Raw genomic sequence first — 24933 nt, 5'->3', positions numbered from 1 at the left:
TTGCTACTATAGAAGAGATGAGAGGAGAGATTTATTTGACATCTTTTAATGAAAAATTGTCCCGCTATGCTGAACTAGCTGTAAAAGTGGGAGTAAATATCCAACCTGGTCAACAACTCTACATTGCTGCGGCCATCGACTTGGCTCCGTTGGTTCGTTTGATTACACAGAAGGCATACGAAACAGGCGCTAAGCAGGTTTACGTCGATTGGAATGACGATGCGGTTTCGCGTCTACGCTTTGAATTGGCCCCAGAAGATTCATTTTCGGAATATCCTGCCTGGAAAGTACAGGAACGTGAGCAATTAGCTGAACAAGGCGCTGCTTTTATCAGCGTAGTATCCCAAAGTCCAGATCTTTTGGCAGGCATCGACTCAAAGCGAATTGCTGCTTCACAAAAAGCAACTGGACAAGCGTTGAGCAAATACCGTCAGTACGTCCAATCAGACAAAATCAGCTGGACTGTCATTGCAGCACCTTCCCAAAAATGGGCAGCTAAAGTCTTTCCAGATGTACCGGCAGGGCAACAAATCGACACGTTGTGGGATGCAATTTTCAAAGCAGTACGTGCAGATTTGGATCAGCCAATCGAGGCATGGAGTGAACATGACCGCCTGCTGCACACCAAGGTCGATTACTTGAATGACAAGAAATACGCAAAACTTCATTACACATCACCTAAAACAGATTTGGAAGTCGCTCTTCCAGAAGGACATCTTTGGTGTGGAGCTGGATCGATCAATGAAAAAGGCGATCCTTTCATGGCGAATATGCCGACTGAAGAAGTTTTTACAGTGCCGCATAAAACAGGTGTAAACGGCTATGTATCCAGCACGAAACCATTGAGCTATGGCGGCAACATTATCGATGACTTTAAAGTGACGTTTGAGGATGGAAAAATTGTTGATGTAACAGCTGCACAAGGCGAAGACGTCTTGAAGCAGTTAGTTGCTACAGACGAAGGTTCTCATTTCCTTGGTGAAGTGGCATTGGTTCCTCATCAGTCACCGATTTCTGATTCGAATATTTTGTTCTACAACACCTTGTTTGATGAAAATGCATCAAACCATTTCGCTATCGGAAGTGCTTACGCATTCTGCCTCGAAGGTGGGAAAACGATGTCGCAAGAAGAGTTGTTAAAATCCGGCTTGAACCAAAGCATTACCCATGTCGATTTCATGGTTGGCTCTTCAGAAATGGACATCGACGGCGTATTGGAAGACGGCTCGCGTGAACCGGTTTTCCGCGCTGGCAACTGGGCATTCTAAGTATCGATAATTCGACACTTATTTTTTCCTGCAAAATCAGGTATACTAAATATTGATAATTACAGGTAAGAAAGGAGTTATCATTATGATTTATGGCATTACTGTCACACTCGGCTTTATGGTCGTAATTTTCATGTTTTTCTTTACGCTTCTTCATTTTCTTGGGAAAGAGCTCCATTCGCACGATGCAGAGCATGTAGACCCTATCCCTGAAAAAAAATACTAAGCGACAAAAACCGGCTTCTTCATTGGAGCCGGTTTTTATGTTCTTTGCTGCGCAATATATTGTATAATTTGAACTCAAAAGTTAGTTTTTCCGCTAAGAAACGTGAGTTAGGCGAGGAAATCTTTCCAGGCGGATGCTTTGGTCCCACAGGATGTGGATCATGCAACTGGTGCGACAATCGCGTTACCAGTTGCAGCTAAGCCTCTTCGTCGCAAGCTCCTGAGGGGCTTCCTGAATGTAGCTTTACTGCACCAGCAGCAAAGTCATTGAACGAAGAGTTCGGGCAATGGCTTTGCGACGCAGCCAGCACAGCAATTCTAAGGTACGAGATTTTAGGCGAAAATTTGTGGAATACGTATAGCCGAATCAATGTTAGCGTAGATTTTGAGTTTAATTTGTATGGAAACGAAAGTATTTTTCTTTTCGGCTACGCTTTAGGTTCCTTCGACACTTTCACTTACTCCTCTATAATGGTAAAATTCTTACTAGTCAGCGTCTTTATTCATAGGAGGAATTCATGTATGTTTTCTGCAATAGATATCGGTATCGATCTAGGAACCGCAAATATATTGGTTTATACAAAAGCGAAAGGCATTATCATAAATGAACCTTCCGTGGTTGCACTGGATGCGAAAACACGGACTGTTCTGGCCATTGGCGATGAAGCAAAAGCCATGCTCGGCAAAGCTCCTGATTCCATTCTGGTCATCCGTCCCTTGAAAGACGGTGTCATTGCAGATTTTGATGTCACTAGAGATCTCTTGAAAATCATCATGCAAAGAGCGGCCAAGCAACTCGGCAGCGCTTTTCGGAAACCCAATGTCATGGTTTGTACGCCTTCTGGAGCTACGACAGTCGAACGTCGCGCTATTCACGATGCAGTAAAGCAAAGCGGTGCTAAGACCGTCCACTTGATTGAAGAAACCGTAGCGGCCGCTATAGGCGCAGATTTGCCCATCAGTGAACCGGTCGCAAGCGTTATCGTGGATATTGGTGGTGGTACTACAGAAGTCGGCATCATCTCCTTTGGCGGAGTGGTTTCTTCTAACACGGTCAAAGTGGCCGGCGACCGCATGGACGAAGACATCATCCACTACGTCCGGAAACATTACAATGTTCTGATCGGTGAACGCACTGCTGAAAACATCAAAAAGGAAATCGGCTATGCGCCCGTTCCTCATGAAGTTGAAAACATGGAAATTCGCGGCCGTGACATCATGAGCGGATTGCCGAAAACCATCAATTTAAGTTCTCTTGAAACGCAGGAAGCGCTGAAAGAATCGTTGTCCGCTATTTTGGAATGCATTCGCGCAACCTTGGAAAATTGCCCGGCTGAACTGTCCGGTGATATGGTCGACCAGGGAGTTGTCATCTCAGGAGGCGGTGCATTGCTGAAAGGTATGCAGGAGTGGCTGTCGAAAGAAATTTCGGTCCCTGTCCACATCGCCCCGCAGCCGCTGGAGTCTGTTGCTATTGGAACAGGACTATCACTTGGCATGATCAAACAACTGGAGAAAATGTCGCGTTAAACATTGAAAGAATCAAGGCAGATCCCGAGTGAGTGGACTTACCTTTGTTCTTTTCTTTGACGGGATCCCCTTCGTAATGGAATGGTTTTTTTGAAGAAGCTTCCATAATAAAGGGTTTTGCTATCAAAAAAACGTGAAAATATGACTTTATTCTTAATTTCGCATATTATACTTGTTTCAATTCGCCTTTTTCAGAAATTTGGATTAAACTGAAAGAGTAGCAATCGATGAGGGGGAAGCACAGATGGCTTTATTAGATGAAATTTTGGATTATAACGAAGAGTTTGTGAAGGAAAAGCATTATGAGGAGTTTATGACCACCAAATTCCCTGACAAGAAAGTGGTTATTTTGACATGTATGGACACGCGCCTTTTTGAAATGCTGCCAAAAGCGATGAACTTTAAAAATGGTGATGTGAAAATTGTCAAGAGTGCCGGGGCTGTCATCAACCATCCATTTGGCGGCATCATGCGGAGCCTGATCGTAGCCGTATACGAATTGAATGCAGATGAAATCTATATTATTGGACACCATGACTGTGGCATGTCCTCTATTAAACCCGAAAAAATCCTTGAGAAGATGAAAAAGCGTGGAGTAGATCAAAAAACCATCGACATGATGGAGTATTCCGGAGTTGATTTAGAAGGCTGGCTCCGTGGATTTGATGATGTAACGGAAAGTGTCGCCCACAGCGTCAATATGGTTCGAAACCACCCCTTGCTGGATACTACAGTTCCTGTCCATGGCTTGGTCATCGATCCGACCACAGGTAAACTAGATGTTGTTATCAACGGAAACGAAAACCGCTGAGAAATTCTCAGCGGTTTTGTTTTTGGTAATAGATATAATCGAGGGTTGCACCCTCCTTGCCGAATTGCCGGAGGAAAGATGTAATCTGGCCTCTATGGTAACTGGCATGATTAACAAAAGTGAATAGCATTTCTTCTCTAGTTGTGGAAAAATCGTCTCCAAGCATATTCTGGTAATCGAGCGTTTCCTGCCACTGGTGTTGAGATAAAGAAGCAAAAAACAATTCCATTTCAGCATACAACAGCATAAAGGCTTCAATCGCTTTGTCTATTGTTTCCACATCGAAATGTTCAAATGCCGGTTTGGATATACCAGACATCCGCAGCAGCCACAGTTTCTCCACTCCGATTACATGCTCTAGCGTCGCTTGGATTGAAGCAAAGGAATTTATTCCTTCTTTTTGGTAAAGCTCTTTGCCAAACGTTTGAACGTGTTCCAAGCAAGCCAGTGTCGCCCATTTATGATAAGAGAACATTTTGTCTTTATTCATCTTTCGCGCACCTTCTTCCACACTTTTTAGGATTCAAACCAACGCTGCATCTCTTTCCACCATTTTTTATAGGTGGCCTTGCCCTTTCAAAACTCGTCTTCAATCATAGCGTAGTAAAAATGATCTTTCCATTCGCCATTAATATAGAGAAACTCCTTTAACAAGCCTTCCCTACTAAATCCTGTTTTCTCCAAGACACGAATAGAGCCTTCATTTTCCGGGGAGACGTAGGCTTCGATTCGGTGGAGACGGAGCTGTTCAAACCCAAAGACAGTCATCAGTTTTACGGCTTCCGTCGCAACACCCTTGCCGATATACGCTTCATCGATGGAATAGCCCACTAAAGCGCTTAAAAAAGGCATTCGTTTGACGCTGTAAAGAGAAATATGCCCAATCAGTTTATTGGTAGCATGCTCATAAATCCCCACGCTGTATTCTCTGTTTTCTCTCGCCTGGTAAACCGATTCCCGAATTTTTTCCCGCTGAACGGCTGTAGAAAAATAACTGTCCCGGTGACGCGGTTCGTACACAGACCAATAATCCCGGTTCCGTAGCAGCAATTGCACCATTTCTCCTGCATCTTCCACTATTAAACTGCGCAGGTAACAAGTCTGCCCTTCGAAAAGCAAGTTCATACTAAGCCTCAGTGGATGTCAGCGAAATGAATTCCTTGGCATCTTGAACACATAAAGCGATTCCTTTTTCCCAAAAAGCCTGCTGAGTGATATCTTCATCCAAATGCTTCATCGCCAAGTCTTCTGCTGACATCACCGCTGTATCGCGAAGCAAAGCTAGGTACTTTTCTTCAAAGCTGCTTCCCTCTTCTAGTGCTTTCGCATATACGCTCAAGGAGAACAAATAGCCGAAGGTATACGGGAAATTGTAAAATGGCACATACGTGATATAAAAATGGAGCTTAGATGCCCAGAAATGCGGATGCGTTGAAGCCAAACCACCCGCGAATCCTTCTGTTTGCGCTTGCTCCATCAATTCATTTAATCTGGCGGCAGGCACGACACCTTTTTTGCGCTCTTCGTAGAAACGAGTTTCAAAAAGGAAACGCGAATGAATGTTCATAAAGAAAGCCACGCTTCGCTGAACTTTATCTTCCAGTAAGGCGATTTTTTCTTGATCGGATTGTGCATTTTTCACAGCCGCATCTGCAACAATCATTTCAGCAAATGTAGAGGCAGTTTCTGCTACGTTCATCGCATATGACCGGTTCAACGAATGGACAGGACGCAAAGCATAAGTATGGAAGGCATGGCCGAGTTCATGCGCCAAAGTTGCCACGTTAGACATTGATCCGCTATAAGTCATGAAGATACGCGATTCCTCACTTAACGGCAAACCGGTGCAAAATCCGCCTGGCCGCTTGTTCGGACGGTCTTCCGCTTCGATCCAGCCTTTTTCAAATGCCTGCTGTGCGAACTGTTCTAGTTCAGGACCAAACTTCCCGAACTGTTTGAGGATGAATTCCGCGCCTTCCTGATAGGAAAACTGCTGCGTACTTTCTGTCACAGGTGCGTCAACGTCATACCAATCCAGTCCGTCTTTTCCGAGCAGTTTGCCTTTTTGGTTTAAATAGTCGACGAAAGGTTGTTTATTGTTGCTGATAGCTCCCCACATAGCATCCAATGTTTCTTGTTTCGTGCGGTTGATATGCAACGGCTCCTGAAGCGGATTGTCCCACCCTCGTTTTTTATAAGTTTCTAAACGAAAACCGGCGATGGAATTCAAGGTCTTGGCAAAAAACTCTTCTTTATCTATCCAGGCTTCTTCTAATTTTTCATAGGATTCTTGGCGGACGGCAGCATCTTTATGAGAACTTAAGTTATTCGCTTGCCCGACAGATAATGATTTCGACTTGCCATCCACAGTGACTGTTACATTGATTTCTCCAACCAACATATCGTATAACTGGCTCCAGCTATGATAACCATCGACGCTCAGTGCTGTGATTAGGCTTTCTTCTTTTTCAGACAGCAACATTTTCGCTTCTTCACGCCATTCGTTCAAAATAAAGTTGAACTCGCGCAAAGGTCCTTGGTTCAACAACTCTGCCCAAACTTTGCCTTCTACTTTCGACAAGTCCTGCTGAATTTTCTGGAAAGAATTTTGGAAACGTGCCGAGAGAGAAGACACTTCACTTTCCAGAATTCCTGCTTTCTTATCTTGCGTATTCTGAGCCATTAGACAGCCGATCAATGCACCGGATTGGCTTAAGTGTTTCATCAAACCGCTCATCTGCTCAAGCAAGTCGGCTAGTTTATGAGCGTCCTCTTTTGCAGTCGGCACTTCAAAATTGTGAATCTGCTCTTCAAATTCAGAAAGCTTTGTTACCGCTTCGTTCATATGCACCCGCAATTCCTGTGATTCGCTGCCTCCTGGAAATAGCGTATCCAAATCCCATCTTTCTGAATAGTTAACTGTCATTTTTTTATCCCCCTGGTAAACTAAATTTTCTAAAAATACTTCTTTAGTATATCATTTTTCTTTCCGAAACCGGAACAATATTCCACTTCTCTAGTTAACACTTCACCTTATCGCCATTTTTAGGGGATTTTTTAAAAAAGGATATTTGTTGATTGAAACCGCTACAGGTATACTAAACAGAAGGGGGGATTTCGCATGATTCGTATTTTGCTTATGACAATCGCTTTTATCGCTGTGGTCGTCATGAATACTTTAGCAAACACCTTGCCAATTAATGGCCAAACTACAGGCGAAATTTCTAATCGGCTCCTTGTGTTATTTACACCAGCCGGTTATGTATTTTCAATTTGGTCTATCATCTATCTTTTGCTGGCTGTTTGGATCATTGCTTTCTGGATGCGTTTAAGAAAGGGAGAAATTCCCTCATCCAAGATCGCCTTATTCTTTATCTTAAGCTGCGTTTTCAATATTAGCTGGCTACTATTATGGCATTATGAATTTTTCGCCTGGTCAATCGTCGCCATGCTCGGTTATCTGGTTGCATTGATCGCTCTTTATCTACAATACGGAAATTCGGAAAGAACGTTCACTGAACGGCTGCCAATTTCGGTTAACATGGGCTGGATCAGCGTGGCCACCATCGCCAACATCAGTTTCGTTCTAACTTATTATAATTGGAGCGGCTGGGGACTCAGTGACCAACTTTGGACAGTGATCATGCTAACAGTAGCGACTGCGCTTGCTTTGCATATTCGCTTTCACCACGCGGACATTCCTTTTGCATTGGTTTTCATTTGGGCGTTCATTGGGATTGCCGTCAAGCACGGAACAGACGAAATGCTAGTGACAACAGCTTCCCTTTTCCTTAGCGGCGTCATATTAACCGGTATTTTATTAATAAAGAAAAGAACTTCACCGATAGTTCAATAATGCTGTGGACGGCTCGATTAGAACGAGTATGTCCACAGTTTTTTTGTGCCGTAGAACTTCTCTCGTGAAATAAATAAGAAAAAGAGATCCAGTCGTTTGAACTGGATCTCTTTAATGCTTAACGTATGCGGTTTTTTATTTTTCCAGTTTGGTCAGCAAGATTGGTTCACCTTTTGTAACAAGTACAGTATGCTCAATCTGCGCTACTAAGGATTGGTCCGGCGTGATGAATGTCCAGCCATCGCCTGACTCTACGATGTGCTCTGCCTTTTGTGAAATAAACGGCTCTACCGCAAGAACCATGCCTTCTTTAAGAATAGTCGTCTCCCACGCGTCGTAGTAATTTAAAATATGCTGAGGGGCTTCATGCAATGATTTACCGATGCCATGCCCGGTCAGATTCTTAATGACGAATAAACCTTGTTCTTTCGCTTCGCGTTCGACTGCTTTACCGATTTGGTTTAGTTTTGCACCGGCTTTGACTTTCGTCATCGCACGGTCAAAAGCTGAAGCAGCGGCTTCACAGATTTTTTCCTTATCTGCATGTCCTTCACCTACGACAAATGAAATTCCGGTGTCGGAGAAAAATCCTTCATACGATCCTGATACATCAATATTGACAATGTCTCCGTCCTTGATCACGCGGTCACCTGGAATGCCATGAGCTACTTCTTCATTAACACTGATGCATGTAAATCCAGGAAAATCGTATTCTGATTTTGGACCCGAAACACCGCCCAGCTCCTCGAATAATTTACCACCCAATTCGTCAATTTCCTTGGTGGTGACTCCCGCTTTGGTTGCAGCTTTCATCGTTTCCCGAATTTCGGCCACCATTTGGCCGGCTTTTTTTAACATTTCAATATCTTTTTCAGTAGTTGCTATCATCAATTACCCTTCTTTCAAGCTTTTCTATTCAAGAATTATACCACAAAATTATAAGTGAGGCTCTTCTCCAGATTTAACAACTGCTGGATCTAAGCATAGAAAAGAAGACTGCCAAAGGACAGCCTTCTAGAGTTTAAGCTTCTGCATCCACCAATTTTGGTGCGGCCGAAAAAAGCGCAGCACAGACAAAAGCAGCCAGCAAGAATACCGGTATCATGTAAGTCGCATTATAGATGACCGAGTAGATGACGACATTGCCTTCAGCAAACATACCGAAGAACAGAATGCCTGTAATGACATGGACGAGATAGCGGAGCGCAGAAGCAATCAGTACTCCCGCTACTATAGCCGTTAGCATCTTTCCGGTTTGCTTGGCTTGCGCATGCTGCATATATTTTGCTCGCATAACGCCAGCAAGCCCCACAACTGCATACGCCAAAATATAATCCAATAGGACCTGCATAACAACGAATCCAAACGACAATGGAGTCACGGAAATAATGCCAGAAACGATCTGCAACAGCCCCACCAAAATTCCGGTCAGAACTCCTGCACCGACACCTCTTCTAAAGGCGATTAAAACAATTGGAATCATCACAAGACTCACAGAACCACCTTGTGGCATGCGGAAAGAAATAAAATCCAAAACAAATCCAAGAGCGGCGAAAATAGCGATTTCCATCATTAATAACACTTTTTTATTTCTCATGACTTCCTCCTTATGTGTTGTGCACATCACCAGAAGGGCCGTGAATAAAACCATATTAAAAACGACGCCAGGACAGAGCCTGGCGCCGTTGTAAGGGCCGGTTTCCATCCACATCCCTGCGCAAGTGTTAACTTACAGGTTCAAAGGGTAAGAACGAATGTTCACTCTCAGCAAAAGCTCCCCTTGTGGTGTATACAGATATTTGACTTTCCCCTGTATTGTACACAAACCTCCCTTTTAATGCAAGGCTGTTTTAAGATAGATTCATAGGGTAAAGACTTGAATAACGAAGATATTTGAAAGGTGGTGAAGGCAGCCGTGATTTTGGGCTTGCCAAAAAAATGATTAAACTGTTAAAAGAACTGATTAAAATTCAAAGCGATACAAAGGAAGGAGCCAATGAAGCTCTTCTTTTTTGTGCAGATTGGCTAAAGGCTAAAGGCGAGACCGTCACTGTTCACGACAATAAAGGCTATATGATGCTGACAGCAGCCAAAGGACAAGGCACTGAGACCATTGTCTGGAATGGTCATGTCGATGTGGTTCCGGGCCACGAAGAACAGTTTGTGCCAATGGAGGAACAGGACCGCCTCTATGGCCGCGGCTCCGCAGATATGAAAGCAGGTGTTGCCGCGATGATGCAGGCCTTTGTCGAACTCGACAGTTCAAGCTCCAACCGCATCGTACAGCTTCATATCGTTACCGATGAAGAAATTGGCGGTCGCAACACGTCCAAATGGCTTGTCGAACAAGGCTTCCATGGAGACTTCGTCATTTGCGGCGAGCCTACCGGATTGAAAGTAGGACTGCAATCCAAAGGCATCCTGCGAATGGATATGACGTTCAAAGGCAAACCCGCCCATGGCAGCCGGCCGTGGGAAGGTATCAATGCTATTGAGTCTGCGATGAAATTCCATATGGCTATCGCTGATCTGCCGTTCCGAAAAGAATCAACGGAATATTACGAGCAACCTTCCGTCAACCTGCCCATCATCAAAGCGGGAGAACGCTACAATGTGGTTCCTGAAATTTGCGAAATGTCCTATGATATCCGCTTTATGCCGGGACAGGACAAAGATGAAATCGTCCGCCAGCTAGTAGACTTGGCTGACACCTTACATCTCGATATGGATTACAAGGCTTCGGGTTCTACGCCTGCTCTGACAACAACTAAAGAAAATCCATTTATCCAAAGCCTACAGAAAGCAATTCTGGAAACGACCGAGCAGGAACCTATTTTATTCGGTCAACACGGTGCCGCAGATACCCGATATTATGCAGCTGTCACTGGAGGCGAAGGTGCTATCGAATTCGGTCCAAGCGGCGATGATTGGCATGGCAACGCTGAATATGTGTTAATTTCAAGTGTCCATTCGTACAAAGAGATCCTGCTGGCCCATGCGCAATCTGAGTGAAAGGTTTGCATTATGAAGAATTCGGGAAAATGATACTTATCACCCCTATGAATGGAGAGATTCAAATGGCAATTGGAAGATTATTGAAATCCGCGATAAAATATGGTCCTATCGCATACCCGATTATCCGCAAAGTGTTAAATAAAAGAAAACAAGGCAAGACTGGACAATCAGTTGATAAACAACCTACTACTCGTGGGAAAAAACGCTAAGTAAAAAAACGTTCCGGCATAAAATATGCCGGAACGTTTTTTTATGTTTTTTTAGATCAAGAAAGCAATATCGACTCTTCGGGCGCTTTCGCTTTTCTTATCGTCCAGACTCCGGCACCCAGATTCTAGGGTCATAAGCCACCTGGTGTCCGGTTGCAGTGCCTAGCTCCTCGGGATGTAAGAGCTGAACAGGCATCTTCACTTTTCGTGCTGTGCGGCTGAAAACATGCCGCTTCGCCGGAGCGTCTTATGCCCGTCGAATCTAAACGGACGCTTTCGCTTTTCTAGATATGAGGGATTGATTCCTGCAAAGCCAGGTAGCCGGTCGGGCTGTGATCAGAAGGCCGCTGTGCTGTTTCTTCAACTTCGCTGTCCTCCGGATTCTCCTGGTCTTCTTGTTCCTGTGCTTCCATTATTTGTTCGAAAGAAAATGGATTTGGCGGCGGCAATTCGAGATCCTCCACAGTCCATGCTTCTTGATATTCACGGAAAAATGCATTTGCCATTGCCTGGTAACCAGCTACGTTTGGGTGAACATCTGCTGCATTCGGAACCTTATCCACGGCATTCGCGCCAAAAGACTGGTCAACCGATACAAAAATGGCACCCGCCTTTTCAGCCGAGCGCTGAAGAATTTCATTGAGCCGATCAAGCTGCTTGGCCGTTCCATTCTTCTGGTTGTCACGAACATGTGGATAAGCAAAATAATAGCCCATCACGTAGACAGCTGCACCAGGAGACTGTTCAGTAAGCTCAGCCAAGATCAAGTCCATGTTTTTCCTTGCTTTGTTAAGTGCAAAATCAACCTGGACCTGCTGAAAAGTTAAAGATCCCTGTTTTGGATCATTCTGCACCAGACGCAGCAAATCATTCGCTCCTGCCGATACGGTAATAAGATTTGCCGAGGAAAGCACTTCCCCCGCCTCGTCCGTCTGAATACTCTCTAATACATCATTAGTGGTAAACCCCGGAAATGCCAAGCTTTTCGAAAAAGATGCCACAGGTTGATTGCGCGACAGTTCCTGAGCAATCAAATTCGCATAACCAGCATCTATTTGGCGTTCAGGTGTTTGTCCAGCCGCCAGCGAGTCCCCAATTGCAACGTACGCTGCTGGAATTTGAAGCTCAGCCGCAGCAGCAGCCGTTCCGCTGAACAGCATAAATCCCGCCATTGTCGCAATCCAATACTTCTTCATCCCAATCACCTCTTAGAATGCCCAGTTTCCATTTCGGAAGATGGGCTCTTTTGAACCATTGGCTGTGATACCATCAATATCCATGCTGCCACTGCCGATCATAAAATCTTCGTGGACAATTGAGGTATTAAGGCCAATCGCTGCTAATTGATTACGTTCCAAATCACGTGCCCCTTCGTAGCAGGTCGGATAAGAATCACCGATTGCCAAATGATTTGAGGCATTTTCATCAAACAATGTATTGTAGAACAGAATATTCGAATCGGAAATTGGAGAATAATATGGCACCAATGCCACTTCCCCCAAGTAAGCCGCCCCTTCATCTGCGCTGATCATTTCGTCAAGAAGTTCTTGCCCTGTTTTCGCTTTTGCATCAACAATTTTTCCTTTTTCAAAAGTCAGCGTAAAGCCATCAATAACATTGCCTTGATAAACCAATGGCTTTGTGTTGCGAACCGTGCCATCTACTCCGTGCTTTAAAGGCACAGTGTAAACTTCCTCTGTTGGCATATTAGCGATAAACGGGTTGCCTTGAGGCGTTTTTGACGCACCAGACATCCAAATATGCTTGTCTGGAAGTTCAATCGTCAAGTCTGTCCCAGGTGAGGTATATTGCAATTTCACATAGCGTTTATCATTTAATTGAGTAGCGCGCTGCTCTAATAAAGCGATGTGGTTTTTCCAAGCTTCCACTGCATCCCCTTCACCAATTCGCACCGTTTTGAAAATAGCTTGCCATAAGGCATCCATCTGTTTTTCAGCCGACAATTCTGGAAATACTTTTTGTGCCCATTTCAGAGATGGAATCGCTACAATCGACCAGGCGACTTTGTCTGTTCCAACCGCCTGGCGATAACGTTCTAATGCTTTACCGGCCGATTTTTGCGAATCAGCCAACCGTTTTGCTGGAATTCCAGTCAATAGATCCGGATCTTCCGCATCAATCCATAGGAAAGAACCACCCGTATTGATTACTTCATCACGCTGGACGACAGACCATTTCGGAAATTCTTTAAAGGCATCCTCGGGCGCGAGTTCAAAATGCGTCCGTGTTAGCACTGGATCTTCGTAGTTAACCTGTACCCGTTTCGCGCCTGCTTCATAAGCTTTTCTAACAACGATTCGTGTAAATTCAAGCGTATCGGTCGTCGTATTGATCACGACAAATTGCCCTTTTTGAACATTTAACCCTACATAGACTGTTAAATCCGCATATTGTTCAAGCTTTTCTTGAAAATTCATCGTTTATTCCCCTTTGTCGCAATGGTTTTGCTAGAACCTTCGATCAGTTTTCCACCATGGATCACTTTTTGAACAGGTTTAGAAGGCAGTTCCTTAGTGAACTTCTTATAATGACGCTCATCGGAATACGCCAATAAAGTCAGTACTTCTCCATCTGCTCCTGCTCTTCCGGTTCTTCCTGAGCGATGCAAATACTGCTCGACCGTTTGAGGAACGTCGACGTGGATGACATGCGTCACTAAGTCAATATCCAATCCACGAGCCGCTACTTCTGTAGCGATCAACACAGCCACTTCTCCTTTTCGGAAAGCATCCAATGCTTTTTTACGTTCATCTTTTTTCATCTCCGAATGCAAGGTTACGATTTTCGCATCACGGAATTTCAATTTATTTTCCTTCATTAGCAATTGATCCAGATTATTAACAAATGCCAAACCTTTCATGTCTGGGATATGCGAAATACTACGCAGCATTTCGGTTTTGTCGCGCTCATCCACTTTGACGAAGGAATGTGTTACTTTTCCAAACATCGGCAGATCTTCCGCTGTCACTTGGAGACGTGTCGGATGCTGCATCAAACGTTCCGCCACCAATTCTATTTCTTCAGTAATAGTAGCTGATACCAGCACCAATTGGCGTTCATGTTGAGTTTTTTCAATCAAGTCCTTCATGATGCCCCGATGTTCCCGTGCCATTAGCTGATCGCCTTCATCCAATACCAAAATTCGGATTTCATGCATTTTTAGCTTTTTGGTTTTCACCAATTCATTTAGGCGTCCTGGCGTCCCCACTACAATCGTCGGCTTTTTCTTGAGTTTCTCCAATTGACGCTGCATATTTGCACCGCCGATCAACTGAGTAACTGTCACGTCAGTATCTTCTGTCCATTCACGTAATACATTAACAATCTGCATCGACAATTCCTGTGACGGAGCAACGATCATTGCTTGGATTGCCGGTTTTTCTGGATTAACTCGCTCTAATATTGGCAAGACGTATGCCAAAGTCTTACCTGAACCTGTCGGAGATTCTGCAACAATATCATTGCCAGCCAACATTTCCGGAATCATTTGTTCTTGAATCGGCATAGCTGTTTCGAATCCAGCTTTCTCCCATTTTTCTTGCCATATTGGGCTTAATTCATTTATAAAAGTCATTTGCGATTCCACCTTCTTTTCAATGCTTTTAGTGTACCATATTTGCCGTACCGCCGCCTTTTTTGACATGTAAAAGGCCAACCCACATACGGGCTAGCCTCATGGATTATTCAGTTACTTCTTGTCGTCTATAAACGATTTCTTTTTCCACTTCAGTTACCGGACGAACTGGCTTCTTAATGAAGAATGCCAGAATCAGCGCCACTAAGGCTATAAAAGTCGAGACGAAAAATGAGAAGTTAATGCCGTCGAGCATTGCCAGATTCATGATTCTATCGGGAGCAATCCCCTCCGCTGCCAACTCTACAGCTCTAGACTCAGTGCGCGTGTTCATGATGGTGATTAAAAAGGCAGAACCCACGGCCCCTGCCACTTGCTGCAAGGTGTTGTTGATTGCAGTGCCGTGCGGGTAAGCTTTTATCGGCAAGGTATTCAAGCCATTCGTCATGACCGGCATCATCACCATCGAGATGCCGAACATTCGAAGTGTATAAATCAACATGATGCTGACATAGCTGGAATCAATGCTTAATTGGCTGAACATATAGGTTGTCACAACGACAATGGCCAAACCAGGAATGGCCAGCACTTTTGCCCCGAACCGGTCGAAAAGTCGACCGGTAATCGGAGACATAAAGCCCATGACCAACGCGCCAGGAAGCATCAGCAAACCTGAGTCGATCGGCGAAATTCCTTTTATAATTTGAATATAGATAGGCATCAGGATCATCGCCGAGAACATCGACATGGAAAGAGCGATTGAAATAGCGGATGATAAGGCGAACATCGGATATTTGTAAATCCGAATTTCCAGCAGCGGTTCATCCAGTTTCAACTGACGGAAACCGAAAACAATTAGTGAAATGACACCGATAGCAATGGTAACCACAACAACCGGATCGGTCCAGCCCAGCGTCCCGGCTGAACTGAATCCATATAACACACCGCCGAACCCTAGACTTGAAAGAGCTAGCGAAGCTTTATCAAGCGATATGTCCCTGTTCTGGAATGTCAGGTTTTTTAATTTGAAGATCCCTAGTAAAAGTGGAATCAAGGCTACTGGCAAGACGATCCAGAAAAGTACACGCCATGAGTAATGCTCAACGATAAAACCGGAAAGAGTCGGCCCGGTTGCAGGTGCAACGACCATGACCAGCCCGAACACGCCCATCGCAGATCCTCGTTTTTCAACCGGAAAAGCAGACAGCATCACATTCATCAATAATGGCATCATCAATGCTGCACCAGCAGCTTGAATCATTCTTCCCACTAATAAGATGCTGAACGCCGGGCTACTGCAGCTAATAGCGTTCCAAGTGCAAACAGCGACATTGCAATAATAAAAATCGAACGGTTTGAATACTGCTGAATGAAAAATGCACTGGCCGGAATCAAAATCCCGTTGACTAGCATATAACCCGTTACGAGCCATTGAGCCGTAGAAGCGTCAATATTCAAGTCCAGCATTATTTCAGGCAATGCGATATTTAAAAGTGTTTGATTAAAGATTGCTACGAATGCGCCGGTAAAAAGAATGGCAATAATGCCATAAGGTGTTTTTTTCTGTTCTGTCATATTTAGTTTCCTCCATATATAGCACGCTTTTCTATTTCTTCATTTGATCACTTTATACCGGTTGTATAATTTTTTCAAGTTTTTTTGATAAATAACTTAAAATATTGATTTAAAAGCGTTTTTTCTATACTATAAAGATAGACTAACGGTATAAAGGTGAGGTATATGAATCCTAAAAAACAACAAATCTTAAGCGCGGCCTACAATCTCTTCATCAATAAAGGCTATAACCCTTCTTCTATTCAAGACATCCTGGATGAAGCTGGCGTGTCCAAAGGAACTTTCTATAAATATTTCAGCTCTAAAGCAGAATGCCTCATGGCAATTACGGAAGAAATTGGAAGCGAAATTCGGCAACAACGATTGGCTGCAGCTCTCGGAATGCTGACCAACGATCCAGAGGTTCTGGCAGAACAACTAAATATTCGCATCAAGCTGAATCTTGAAAAAAATCTGTTTTCTCTCTACGAAAACATCTTCTATTCGCAGGATCCGGAACTAAAATCATTTTCCATTAAACAATATACGCTGGAAATGGAATGGATTTCTTCCCGAATCATTGATGTCTTTGGCAAAGAAGCCGCTCCGTATGCATTAGAGAATGCGGCTTTTGTCCATGGCTATGTTCAGCAACTGATTCACTTGTGGCGTCTCGTTTCTGAAGAAGAGTTGCCGGCAGATAAACTTTCTTCTTTCGTCGTTCGCCGTCTACAGGCGACTATTACTCTTCAAATCGCGGCGAAAGATAGCTTTATCGGCAAGCTTCGATTACCTACCGCCACTTTAGCTGACCATGTTAGTATTAAAGAGCTTTCCGATATGCTAGAAATATATGCTGAACAAACAAAAAACCACGCCAATACACAGCAGTTGGTGCAGTTTCTAGCAATAGAGTTGGCAATGGAAACACCAAGAAAGGCATTGATTGAAAGTGTCCTCACTACATTGGCTAACGATAAACAGATCAAATCTGAACTGTCGATATTGATAGAACAAGTATGGAAGCATTTAGACGAGTTGGCATAAAAAAGCGAAGCCAAAGATGGCTTCGCTTCAGACCATAGACAAAGTCTAATCAAAATGAATAGCAGTGTATAACCCCAATCGGTCCGGTCACTTCGCTTTCCGTGGTTTCAGCTTCAGTCTTCTCGTCACTCCGTTTTTCCGCAGGAAAGTCATTGAACGAAGAGAGGTTCGGGCAATGGCTTTGCGACCGAGCTAGCGCAGCGATGCAGGAGCACATCTTTGCCCTTCGCCGTCTTCCGCTCTTTCTTCTATGCAACCTTGAGTAACAAGTCATCCGGATACGGAACAAACCAGCGGAGACTGTTATGAGAGCAGCGTAAGTGACATGGAAAGAAATCCACTCGGGGGCAGGCCCGAGTTCGCTCGGCGCCAGCTCTTAGCAGCTGATTGGCGGAACATTAACAGCCCTGGAATCATTCGTTCAACTTATATAGATTCCCCCGACATCAAATTCCCCGTATGAATTTTTCACTTGTCCGCCTCGTGAGCTATAGCCGTTGGTCATTTTTTCCGACATGAAATTTGCCCGTTCTGTCATATTGGCTTTGCCAAGAATAACAGCTCCTGCTCGGCGTAAGTTCTCTACGATTTTAGCATCACGCAATGCATAGTGGTTTTCAAGCGCTAAAGAACCTGCGCTTGTATGCATTTTATCGCCGGTATCTATATTGTCTTTCAGCAAAATGGGAATGCCATGCAAAAATGAACGCGGCCCCGTTTGTTGTCGTTCAAAATCAAGTGCTTGTGCAATTGGTAACGCTTCTGGATGTATTTCAAAGACTGCGTTTGTTTCTTTATTGCGTACTGAAATTGTTTCTTTGTACATTAAAACTAATTTTTCGGAAGTTAAATTGCTGTTCGTCATCTCTTGCTGTATTTCGGCAAATGTCATTTCATCCAACTGATTCTTACGATACATCTCTAGTTTTTTATCATGCATGAATATTTCTCCTGCTTTAGATCAGCCATTGAAAAAAGCCGGAATCAACCGGCTTTTTCATTTTCTATATAGGTTTTCATCAACTCATAAAATGAAGTTTCATACAATTGGCGTCCATTGATTTTAAAGACATTTTGTTCGACTAGTCCCTGAATAATGGTTTCACGCTTGTTAGTGAATTTTGACTCGGGTATTTGTTCCATACTAATCGTTCTCTCCTTATAGAAGTATTCCTTTGTATTTACCCTATAGTTCGTCTCTTTAAAACCTGTAACTCAGTAAAGTAAAATTTTTTGTCTAAACCGAAAAAAGAGCTTAATCAGCATTCTCCGCTGACCAAGCTCTTTTCTCACTTGCCAAATAATGCTTATACGGTTGATTACTTGATTAGATTCATATTTCGAGAAGTTAGCTAAACTATTCCTTCGCACCTTCTTTTAACCATTTCGCTGTCACTGTGCTTGAGCTCAGCATCTCGTCTGGTGTTCCTTCAAACAATAGTTGTCCACCCTTCTTTCCCCCGCCTGGACCCATTTCGATTACCCAGTCACTCGCTGCAATAAAGTTTAGATTGTGTTCGATGATGATTACAGAGTTTCCTTTGTTTACGAGGCTTTGGAAAACGTCTAATAAATGATCATTATCTTTTGTATGCAACCCTAATGAAGGCTCATCTAACAGATAGATTTGCCCTTCTTTTTTAAGTTGGCTGGCCAGTTTGAGACGTTGCACTTCTCCTCCGCTTAGCGAACTTGTCGTCTGTCCTAACGTCAAATACCCCAACCCTACATCTTTTAACGTATCTACTTTTCTTATGATTTTTGGCATTTTCAAATAAGTATTTGTTTCGTCGATCGTGAGTTCTAAAATTTCCACTATATTTTTTCCTTCATAGCGATAAGACAATGCTTTATCTGAATACCTTGTACCTCTACAAGCCTCACATGTGACGGTCACTGGATCCGCAAAAGCTACGTCTGGCGTGGTGACGCCTTTGCCATCGCAGATAGGACACGCCCCCAACGAATTAAAGCTGAACAGTCCCGCTGGCTGTCCCGTTTCTTTTGAAAGAATCGACCGAATGTCATTCATAATTCCCATATAAGTAGCGAGTGTCGAACGGCTGGAAGTTCCGATGCCGCCTTGACTAACCGAGATTGTTTCGGGATACCTCTCTAAAAATGCGCCAAATAGTAAAGAGCTTTTGCCGGAACCTGAAACGCCACACACAGAAACCAAAACATTTTTTGGAATTTCCACGTTTATATTTTTCAAGTTGTTATCGGAGGCATTTTGTATCGAGAACCGGCTTTCTACTTTTCTGGGGTTTTTATTGATTGCGAGTTTATGATCTAAAGTGGTTATGGCTGAGGCTACTTTTAACCCTTCTTGTTCGCCTTGATAAACCACTTCTCCACCACTCACGCCCGCTCCTGGACCCATCTCTATTATTTCATCTGCTGTTTTTATTACAGCTAAATTATGTTCGATGACGACTACGGTATTGTAGTTATCTCGCAAGCTTTCCAACATTTGAGTTAACATCTCTATTTCTTGTGGATGAAGTCCCGCACTGGGTTCATCAAAAATATAGGTAATGTTATTTAAGCTGCTGCCTAAATGACGCGCAATTTTCACTCGTTGCGCTTCCCCGCCAGATAAAGTACCCATTTTTCTAGTGAGACTTAAATAACCCAATCCCAAATCAACAAGTTGTTTTACATTTGGATACACTTGCTGTGCAATTGATTTTCCGATAGGATCTTTTATTTTTGCCAGTTCAACCAGCAGTTCTGTCAGCTCCAAATGGTCGTAATGTGCGATATTAAAGCCGTTAATTTTGCATTCTAGTACTTTGGGATTTAATCCCGAACCTTCACAGGTCGGGCATAATGTGTGTGTAGACATAGCTAAGACATCTTCTTGAGACGTTTTTTTTAGCTTAGAGACATCTCTATTAATGTAAAGACGTACAAATCTCGGAATTATTCCATCCCATTCGTAGTCCTGAGAGCCGTCTTTTGTATAATAAGTAGCAAATGCCCGCTCGCCTTCCGGTGGTCCATATACTAAAAGATTATACTTTTCTTTTGAGAAATCTTTAATGGGTGTGTCAGGATCAAATAATCCGCCATCCACCATCCATCTGCCTTGCCACCCTGAAGGAGATAGCGGTTTAAATTTCACTGCGGATTCTCTGAGTGATTTCGTGTCATCGATTATTTTTGTTATATCAGGTGCAATGACTTCTCCGTAACCACTACATTCTGGGCATTTACCGAAAGAACTATCACTCGAAAATTCAGTGGCTGAACCGATCGATGGACTGCCGATTCTTGAGAACAACAGTCGGATCAATGGATCAATATCCATATAAGTGCCAATAGTTGAGCGGGAATTTCCTCTTATTGGTTTCTGTTCCACAACGACAACTGGACTTAAGTGTTGCATCAAGTTAGCATGAGGTCTTTCGTACCTCGGCATTTGATGTCTAACATAAAGAGGGTAATTCAATGTCATTTGCCTTCTGCTTTCCGTTGCTAATGTATCAAACACCACTGAGCTTTTCCCTGACCCTGAAAGACCGGTAAAAACATTAATTTTCTCTTTTGGGATGTTTAAATCTATATTTTTTAAATTATTTTCTTGAAGTCCTCTCAAAATGATTTCATCTTTTTTATCAGTCATTTTGTCATCCTCCTTTTTCAACTCAACCGAGGAATTCTCTTGCTACTTAATGATTCCCTATTTTACTGAAACTCACACTAACAAGAATAGGAATAATTGTTCTTGCACAAGATTACTAATCATAGTGATTTTCATCTTTCGGATATGATGCCTCCGATTGATTTATCTACCAAGTACAAGTTTCCCTCTAAAAAAGAGCCTATTTCCAATTGGAAGTAGGCTTTAATTTTTATCTTAGTTCCAAATGTGCTACACATTCCACATGTGTGGACTGTGGGAACATGTCGACAGGCTGCACTTCTTTGGTGCTGTAGCCGCCGTCTTCTAATATACGCAAATCACGCGCCAATGTTGCCGGGTTGCAAGACACATAGACAACACGTGTCGGACGCTGTTTGAGAATAGTCCGTAGCAACTGCTCATCACAGCCCTTACGCGGAGGGTCAACCACTAACACGTCAGCCTTCTTGCCTTCTTTGTACCAGCGGGGAATGACCTGTTCGGCAGGTCCTGCTTCGAACAATGTATTGGCTAAGCCGTTCAACTCCGCATTGCGTTTTGCATCTTCAATGGCTTGTGGCACAATTTCAACACCCATAACAAATTTAGCTTGCTGTGCAAGAAATAGCGAAATCGTACCAATGCCGCAATACGCATCGATGACAGTTTCCTCACCCGTCAACTGAGCATATTCAAGCGCCTGTCCGTAAAGAACTTCTGTTTGTTCAGGATTGATTTGGTAAAAAGAACGCGCGGAAATTTCAAATCGAACGTCTCCAATTCGATCTTCTATGACATCTTTGCCCCACAGCGTCAACGTCTCTTCGCCAAAAATAACATTGGTTTTCTCACTGTTGATGTTCTGGACAATCGACGTAACTTCAGGGACTGTTGCTTGAATCAATTCAATGGCGCGAGCCGCTTGAGGGAATTTCTTTTTCTTAGTCACCAGCACCACCATAATTTCTCCAGTAGCGCGGGCTTTTCGGACCACTACATGGCGGAGCATGCCACGGTGTGTCGCTTCTTCATAAGGTTCAATGCCCATCTCAATCAAGTTCTTTTTCAAAGCGACCATAATAGCATCCGCTTCAGGCGTTTGAATCAAACATGTATCTGTATCTGCAATATCATGCGACCGCGGCTGATAAAATCCAGCTACAACTTTGCCATCTTGCGTGCCAAATGGGATCTGAGATTTATTGCGGTAACGCCACGGATGTTCCATGCCTTTCACTGGATGCACTGGCACGTCCGGCAATTTGCCTATCCGTGTGATAGCATCGCGCACCAACTTCTGTTTAAAGGTCATTTGCCCTTCGTAGGATAAGTGCTGTATCTGGCAGCCTCCACACGTATCAAAAACCGGACACGGGGCATCCACACGGAACGGTGAGGCTTGCTGTATTTCAATCAACTTTGCAAAGCCATATGATTTCAAGGTTTTCAGCACATGAACTAAGACATCTTCTCCCGGTAAAGCGCCTGGGATGAATAACGGGTAGCCGTCAACTTTTGCTACACCTGCACCATCGTGCGTCAAGTCTTCTACATGGACTGTTATTCGGTCATTTTTGTTTACTGGTTTCAAAAATATTCACTCCATTTCACATTTACCTATCATACAACAAAAAAACGCGGCAGGCAAAAGCCTGCACGCGCTCTTATTCCCGGTCTTTCGTAACGGGACCATCTTTTAGCGAGAACCAGAAACCAAAAATAATGGCTCCGAACAAAACCAGAAATGGTGCATAAAATATCATGAAATCCTGCATGGGTAGTGCCTCCTCTATGCGTGGTAATCCGATTTTCCTTCGATGTAATCCTTATCGAACAAGAACAGACGGAACAATAAGTAGAGCGACGGCAACAATAAGAACAGTCCTGCAATAAATGCAATGATCAATGCAATTGCCATGGCTTCATTTGTAAAGCTGTCGTAAATCGTCAAATACGGATACAGTAAATATGGATAATGAGAAGCACCGTACGCGAAGAACGCTGTAAAGAACTGACCTATCAACAAAATGAAAGCCCATCCGTAATGACGTTTTTTCCAGATCAGGTAAACCGTACCGGCAAACAACAAGAACGAAACAGCGAATATCCACCACAAGTCAAGAATACGCGCGTAATGCTCCGGATTATGGCCGCGCAGTTCGTAGATAATGCCGGTAGCCGTGATAATGGCAGGTCCCGCCCAAATCAACGAATATTTGCGCATTAAATGGGTAGCTTTGGCGTCACCGGCTTTAGCCGAATACCAGGTCAGGAACGTAGCCGAGATGTAAAGGACTGCTGTTAAGCTTAACACCACAATACTCCATGTCAGTGGGCTCGTGAACAAGGCCCAGTAATCCAGATAAGGCTGGCCATTATCCATTAGGATAAAGCCACCTTCAGACATGGCAAGCACCGGCGACAAAGCAGCCGGCAGCAAAAGTCCGGACAAGCCGTACATATAAATATAGCCTCTGTGGTTGATTTTAGCTCCGTACGTTGCAAACGCGTAATAGGAACCGCGAATCGCCAACAAAATCAAGGCGATACTCGCTGGTACTAATAAAGTCGTACCGTAATAAAAAGCGGTTTTCGGGAAAAACCCGATGATCCCAACAAAGAAGAAAACAAAGAAGACATTGGTCACTTCCCAAACTGGAGATAAGTAACGCTGAATAACGCCTGTTAAGATATGTTGCTTGCCGACAAAAGAGCTATAAGCATTAAAGAAGCCGGCACCGAAATCGATCGACGCCACGATGACGTATAAAAACAGAAATAACCATAAAACAGAAATCCCAATAATTTCTAGAGTCATTCTTCTTCACCGCCTTTGCCGCGTTCGCGTTCTGCTAATTCATTTTCAACCGGGTTGCGCCTATACATTCTTGTCAGAACAACAACCGTACCGATACCCAGAATAAGATATAAGCCGGCGAACAAAACAATCATCAGATCCACATTGCCGCTGGTGGTCGCTCCTTCGCTTACCTTCATATGACCTCTGAGAATCCAAGGCTGGCGTCCCACTTCCGTGAACCACCACCCGGCTTCAATAGCGATGAGCGCCAATGGTCCTCCCGCTACTATGAGCCAGCGGAACCATCTTTTTCGAATGAACGACCAGTTGCGGAAAGCAGCAACTACATAGACAAACGAGAAGAATGCCAGCCACATGCCAATGGTCACCATCGTATCGAAAAGATAATGGATCCACAGCGGCGGTATTTCATCTTCTGGGAATTCATTTAGTCCGGTAACTTCAGCAAACGGATTGCTGTGCGCCAGAATACTCAACGCGTAAGGAATTCTGATGGCATACTTGACCTCTTCGCCATCTAAAATACCAAACATAACCAAGCCTGCATTTTCTTCAGTTTCAAAATGCCATTCTGCAGCTGCCAGTTTTTCCGGCTGGTACTCTGCCAAATATTTACCTGAAAAGTCGCCGATTAAAGCTGTAGCAATAGCAAATACCAGTCCCAGCTTCATGGTTAGGAACAAAGCTTTCTTATGGTAAATATGGTTGGAACCGCCTAACATGCGAAGCGCTGCAATGGAAGCTAATACAAATGCACTGGTCATGAACGCAGTGGCCATAACGTGCGCCACTTTCGTCGGCACTGCCGGACTGAACATAGCCAGTAGCGGACTGACATTGACCATTTCACCATTCAGTATTTCAAAGCCCTGCGGCTGGTTCATAAAGGCGTTAACGATTGTAATAAAAACAGAAGATGCGGCTGCACCAAGCGCAACCGGAATAAGCAACAGAAAATGCTTCCGCTGATCTTCAAAGCGATCCCATGTATAGAGATAAATCCCCAGAAAGATGGCTTCGAAGAAAAATGCGAAAACTTCCATAAACAATGGCAGAGCAATTACATTTCCTGCCAATTGCATGAAGTTCGGCCATAGCAGCGATAACTGTAAGCCGATCGCCGTACCGGTTACAACACCTACTGCAACCGTGATAACAAATCCTCTGGCCCAACGGCGAGCCAGTAAAATATAATGTTCGTCTTTTTTCTTGATGCCTACCCATTGGGCGATCATGATCATGAGAGGGACACCTACGCCTATCGTTGCGTAAAGAATATGGAATGATAAAGTCAATAACGTTAGAATGCGACTCAGAAAAGCCGGGTCTTGAAATTCCAATCTACTCGTCTCCTTTTGTTAAAGCGTGTGATTC

Annotated in this window: 23 protein-coding genes, 1 pseudogene and 1 riboswitch; of the genes and pseudogenes, 8 read left to right on the top strand and 16 right to left on the bottom strand. The window is 43.8% G+C overall.

The window, feature by feature from the left end; all coding sequences use genetic code 11:
* Positions 1-35 precede the first annotated feature (35 nt).
* The 4 genes from BBH88_RS05125 (at position 36) to BBH88_RS05115 (ending at position 3834) form a co-directional block, all read left to right on the top strand.
* A complete protein-coding gene (locus BBH88_RS05125; RefSeq protein ID WP_006830106.1) occupies positions 36-1268 on the top strand; it encodes an aminopeptidase in 1233 nt (410 codons plus the stop codon).
* A gap of 85 nt (positions 1269-1353) precedes the next feature.
* Positions 1354-1494, top strand: coding sequence for a hypothetical protein (locus BBH88_RS19375; RefSeq protein ID WP_169314373.1), 141 nt, complete (start codon positions 1354-1356; stop codon positions 1492-1494).
* Positions 1495-2015: 521 nt separating this feature from the next.
* A complete protein-coding gene (gene mreBH, locus BBH88_RS05120) occupies positions 2016-3023 on the top strand; it encodes a rod-share determining protein MreBH (RefSeq protein WP_006830107.1) in 1008 nt (335 codons plus the stop codon).
* Between the two features lie 244 nt (positions 3024-3267).
* Positions 3268-3834, top strand: a complete 567-nt coding sequence (locus BBH88_RS05115; RefSeq protein ID WP_006830108.1) for a beta-class carbonic anhydrase — start codon at positions 3268-3270, stop codon at positions 3832-3834.
* Between the two features lie 7 nt (positions 3835-3841).
* On the opposite strand, the gene BBH88_RS05110 is transcribed toward BBH88_RS05115, so the two are convergent.
* The 3 genes from BBH88_RS05110 to BBH88_RS05100 form a co-directional block, all read right to left on the bottom strand.
* A complete protein-coding gene (locus BBH88_RS05110; protein ID WP_006830109.1) occupies positions 3842-4324 on the bottom strand; it encodes a DinB family protein in 483 nt (160 codons plus the stop codon).
* Between the two features lie 86 nt (positions 4325-4410).
* Positions 4411-4959: a GNAT family N-acetyltransferase gene (locus BBH88_RS05105; protein ID WP_006830110.1), complete on the bottom strand. Its 549-nt coding sequence runs from the start codon at positions 4957-4959 to the stop codon at positions 4411-4413.
* 1 nt (position 4960) lies between these two features.
* Positions 4961-6760 carry a M3 family oligoendopeptidase gene (locus BBH88_RS05100; RefSeq protein WP_065537149.1) on the bottom strand — a complete coding sequence of 600 codons (1800 nt, stop codon included), beginning with the start codon at positions 6758-6760 and terminating at the stop codon, positions 4961-4963.
* 195 nt (positions 6761-6955) lie between these two features.
* On the opposite strand from BBH88_RS05100, the gene BBH88_RS05095 reads away from it, so the two are divergent.
* Positions 6956-7690 (top strand): TspO/MBR family protein, encoded by a 735-nt coding sequence (locus tag BBH88_RS05095; RefSeq protein WP_006830112.1) that lies wholly within the window; start codon positions 6956-6958, stop codon positions 7688-7690.
* 135 nt (positions 7691-7825) lie between these two features.
* On the opposite strand, the gene map is transcribed toward BBH88_RS05095, so the two are convergent.
* Both map and thiT read right to left on the bottom strand, forming a co-directional pair.
* Entirely contained in the window at positions 7826-8578 is a 753-nt protein-coding gene (map, locus tag BBH88_RS05090) for a type I methionyl aminopeptidase (protein ID WP_006830113.1), read from the bottom strand.
* 133 nt (positions 8579-8711) lie between these two features.
* A complete protein-coding gene (gene thiT, locus BBH88_RS05085; protein WP_006830114.1) occupies positions 8712-9287 on the bottom strand; it encodes an energy-coupled thiamine transporter ThiT in 576 nt (191 codons plus the stop codon).
* Between the two features lie 96 nt (positions 9288-9383).
* Positions 9384-9481: riboswitch (TPP riboswitch) on the bottom strand.
* 147 nt (positions 9482-9628) lie between these two features.
* Between thiT and BBH88_RS05080 the strand changes: the two genes are divergently transcribed.
* A complete protein-coding gene (locus tag BBH88_RS05080) occupies positions 9629-10702 on the top strand; it encodes a M20 family metallopeptidase (RefSeq protein WP_065537405.1) in 1074 nt (357 codons plus the stop codon).
* 65 nt (positions 10703-10767) lie between these two features.
* Complete coding sequence (locus BBH88_RS19370) at positions 10768-10914, top strand: hypothetical protein (protein ID WP_169314374.1); 147 nt, start codon at positions 10768-10770, stop codon at positions 10912-10914.
* Positions 10915-11198: 284 nt separating this feature from the next.
* On the opposite strand, the gene BBH88_RS05070 is transcribed toward BBH88_RS19370, so the two are convergent.
* The 4 genes and pseudogenes from BBH88_RS05070 to BBH88_RS05055 all read right to left on the bottom strand — a co-directional run bounded on the left by BBH88_RS05070 (position 11199) and on the right by BBH88_RS05055 (position 16084).
* Positions 11199-12110 (bottom strand): SGNH/GDSL hydrolase family protein, encoded by a 912-nt coding sequence (locus BBH88_RS05070; protein WP_065537150.1) that lies wholly within the window; start codon positions 12108-12110, stop codon positions 11199-11201.
* A gap of 12 nt (positions 12111-12122) precedes the next feature.
* Entirely contained in the window at positions 12123-13352 is a 1230-nt protein-coding gene (locus BBH88_RS05065) for an aminopeptidase (protein WP_065537151.1), read from the bottom strand.
* Positions 13349-14509 carry a DEAD/DEAH box helicase gene (locus BBH88_RS05060; RefSeq protein ID WP_006830119.1) on the bottom strand — a complete coding sequence of 387 codons (1161 nt, stop codon included), beginning with the start codon at positions 14507-14509 and terminating at the stop codon, positions 13349-13351. The genes BBH88_RS05065 and BBH88_RS05060 overlap by 4 nt, the downstream gene beginning before the upstream one ends.
* Positions 14510-14615: 106 nt before the next feature.
* A pseudogene (locus BBH88_RS05055) lies at positions 14616-16084 on the bottom strand (MDR family MFS transporter).
* Between the two features lie 165 nt (positions 16085-16249).
* Between BBH88_RS05055 and BBH88_RS05050 the strand changes: the two are divergent.
* Positions 16250-17110 (top strand): TetR/AcrR family transcriptional regulator, encoded by an 861-nt coding sequence (locus BBH88_RS05050; protein ID WP_065537152.1) that lies wholly within the window; start codon positions 16250-16252, stop codon positions 17108-17110.
* Between the two features lie 421 nt (positions 17111-17531).
* Here the strand turns inward: BBH88_RS05050 and BBH88_RS05045 are convergent, their stop codons facing one another.
* The 7 genes from BBH88_RS05045 to BBH88_RS05025 all read right to left on the bottom strand — a co-directional run bounded on the left by BBH88_RS05045 (position 17532) and on the right by BBH88_RS05025 (position 24899).
* Positions 17532-18050 (bottom strand): amidase family protein, encoded by a 519-nt coding sequence (locus tag BBH88_RS05045; protein ID WP_065537153.1) that lies wholly within the window; start codon positions 18048-18050, stop codon positions 17532-17534.
* A 44-nt stretch (positions 18051-18094) separates the two neighbouring features.
* A complete protein-coding gene (locus tag BBH88_RS19155) occupies positions 18095-18253 on the bottom strand; it encodes a Fur-regulated basic protein FbpA (RefSeq protein ID WP_238323414.1) in 159 nt (52 codons plus the stop codon).
* 214 nt (positions 18254-18467) lie between these two features.
* Positions 18468-20738, bottom strand: coding sequence for an excinuclease ABC subunit UvrA (locus BBH88_RS05040; RefSeq protein WP_006830123.1), 2271 nt, complete (start codon positions 20736-20738; stop codon positions 18468-18470).
* A gap of 229 nt (positions 20739-20967) precedes the next feature.
* Positions 20968-22329 (bottom strand): 23S rRNA (uracil(1939)-C(5))-methyltransferase RlmD, encoded by a 1362-nt coding sequence (gene rlmD / locus BBH88_RS05035; RefSeq protein WP_065537154.1) that lies wholly within the window; start codon positions 22327-22329, stop codon positions 20968-20970.
* 73 nt (positions 22330-22402) lie between these two features.
* Entirely contained in the window at positions 22403-22513 is a 111-nt protein-coding gene (gene cydS, locus BBH88_RS20010; protein WP_407946497.1) for a cytochrome bd oxidase small subunit CydS family protein, read from the bottom strand.
* Positions 22514-22527: 14 nt separating this feature from the next.
* Positions 22528-23556 carry a cytochrome d ubiquinol oxidase subunit II gene (locus BBH88_RS05030; protein ID WP_006830127.1) on the bottom strand — a complete coding sequence of 343 codons (1029 nt, stop codon included), beginning with the start codon at positions 23554-23556 and terminating at the stop codon, positions 22528-22530.
* The gene (locus tag BBH88_RS05025; RefSeq protein WP_006830128.1) at positions 23553-24899 is read right to left on the bottom strand and encodes a cytochrome ubiquinol oxidase subunit I; all 1347 of its coding nucleotides are present in this window, start codon (positions 24897-24899) and stop codon (positions 23553-23555) included. The genes BBH88_RS05030 and BBH88_RS05025 overlap by 4 nt, the downstream gene beginning before the upstream one ends.
* Positions 24900-24933 lie beyond the last annotated feature (34 nt).

It is taken from the genome of Planococcus antarcticus DSM 14505 (assembly GCF_001687565.2).
Taxonomy (GTDB): Bacteria; Bacillota; Bacilli; order Bacillales_A; family Planococcaceae; genus Planococcus; species Planococcus antarcticus.
Note: the sequence above shows the minus strand (reverse complement) of the source record. Positions and strands in the feature narration are given on the sequence as shown.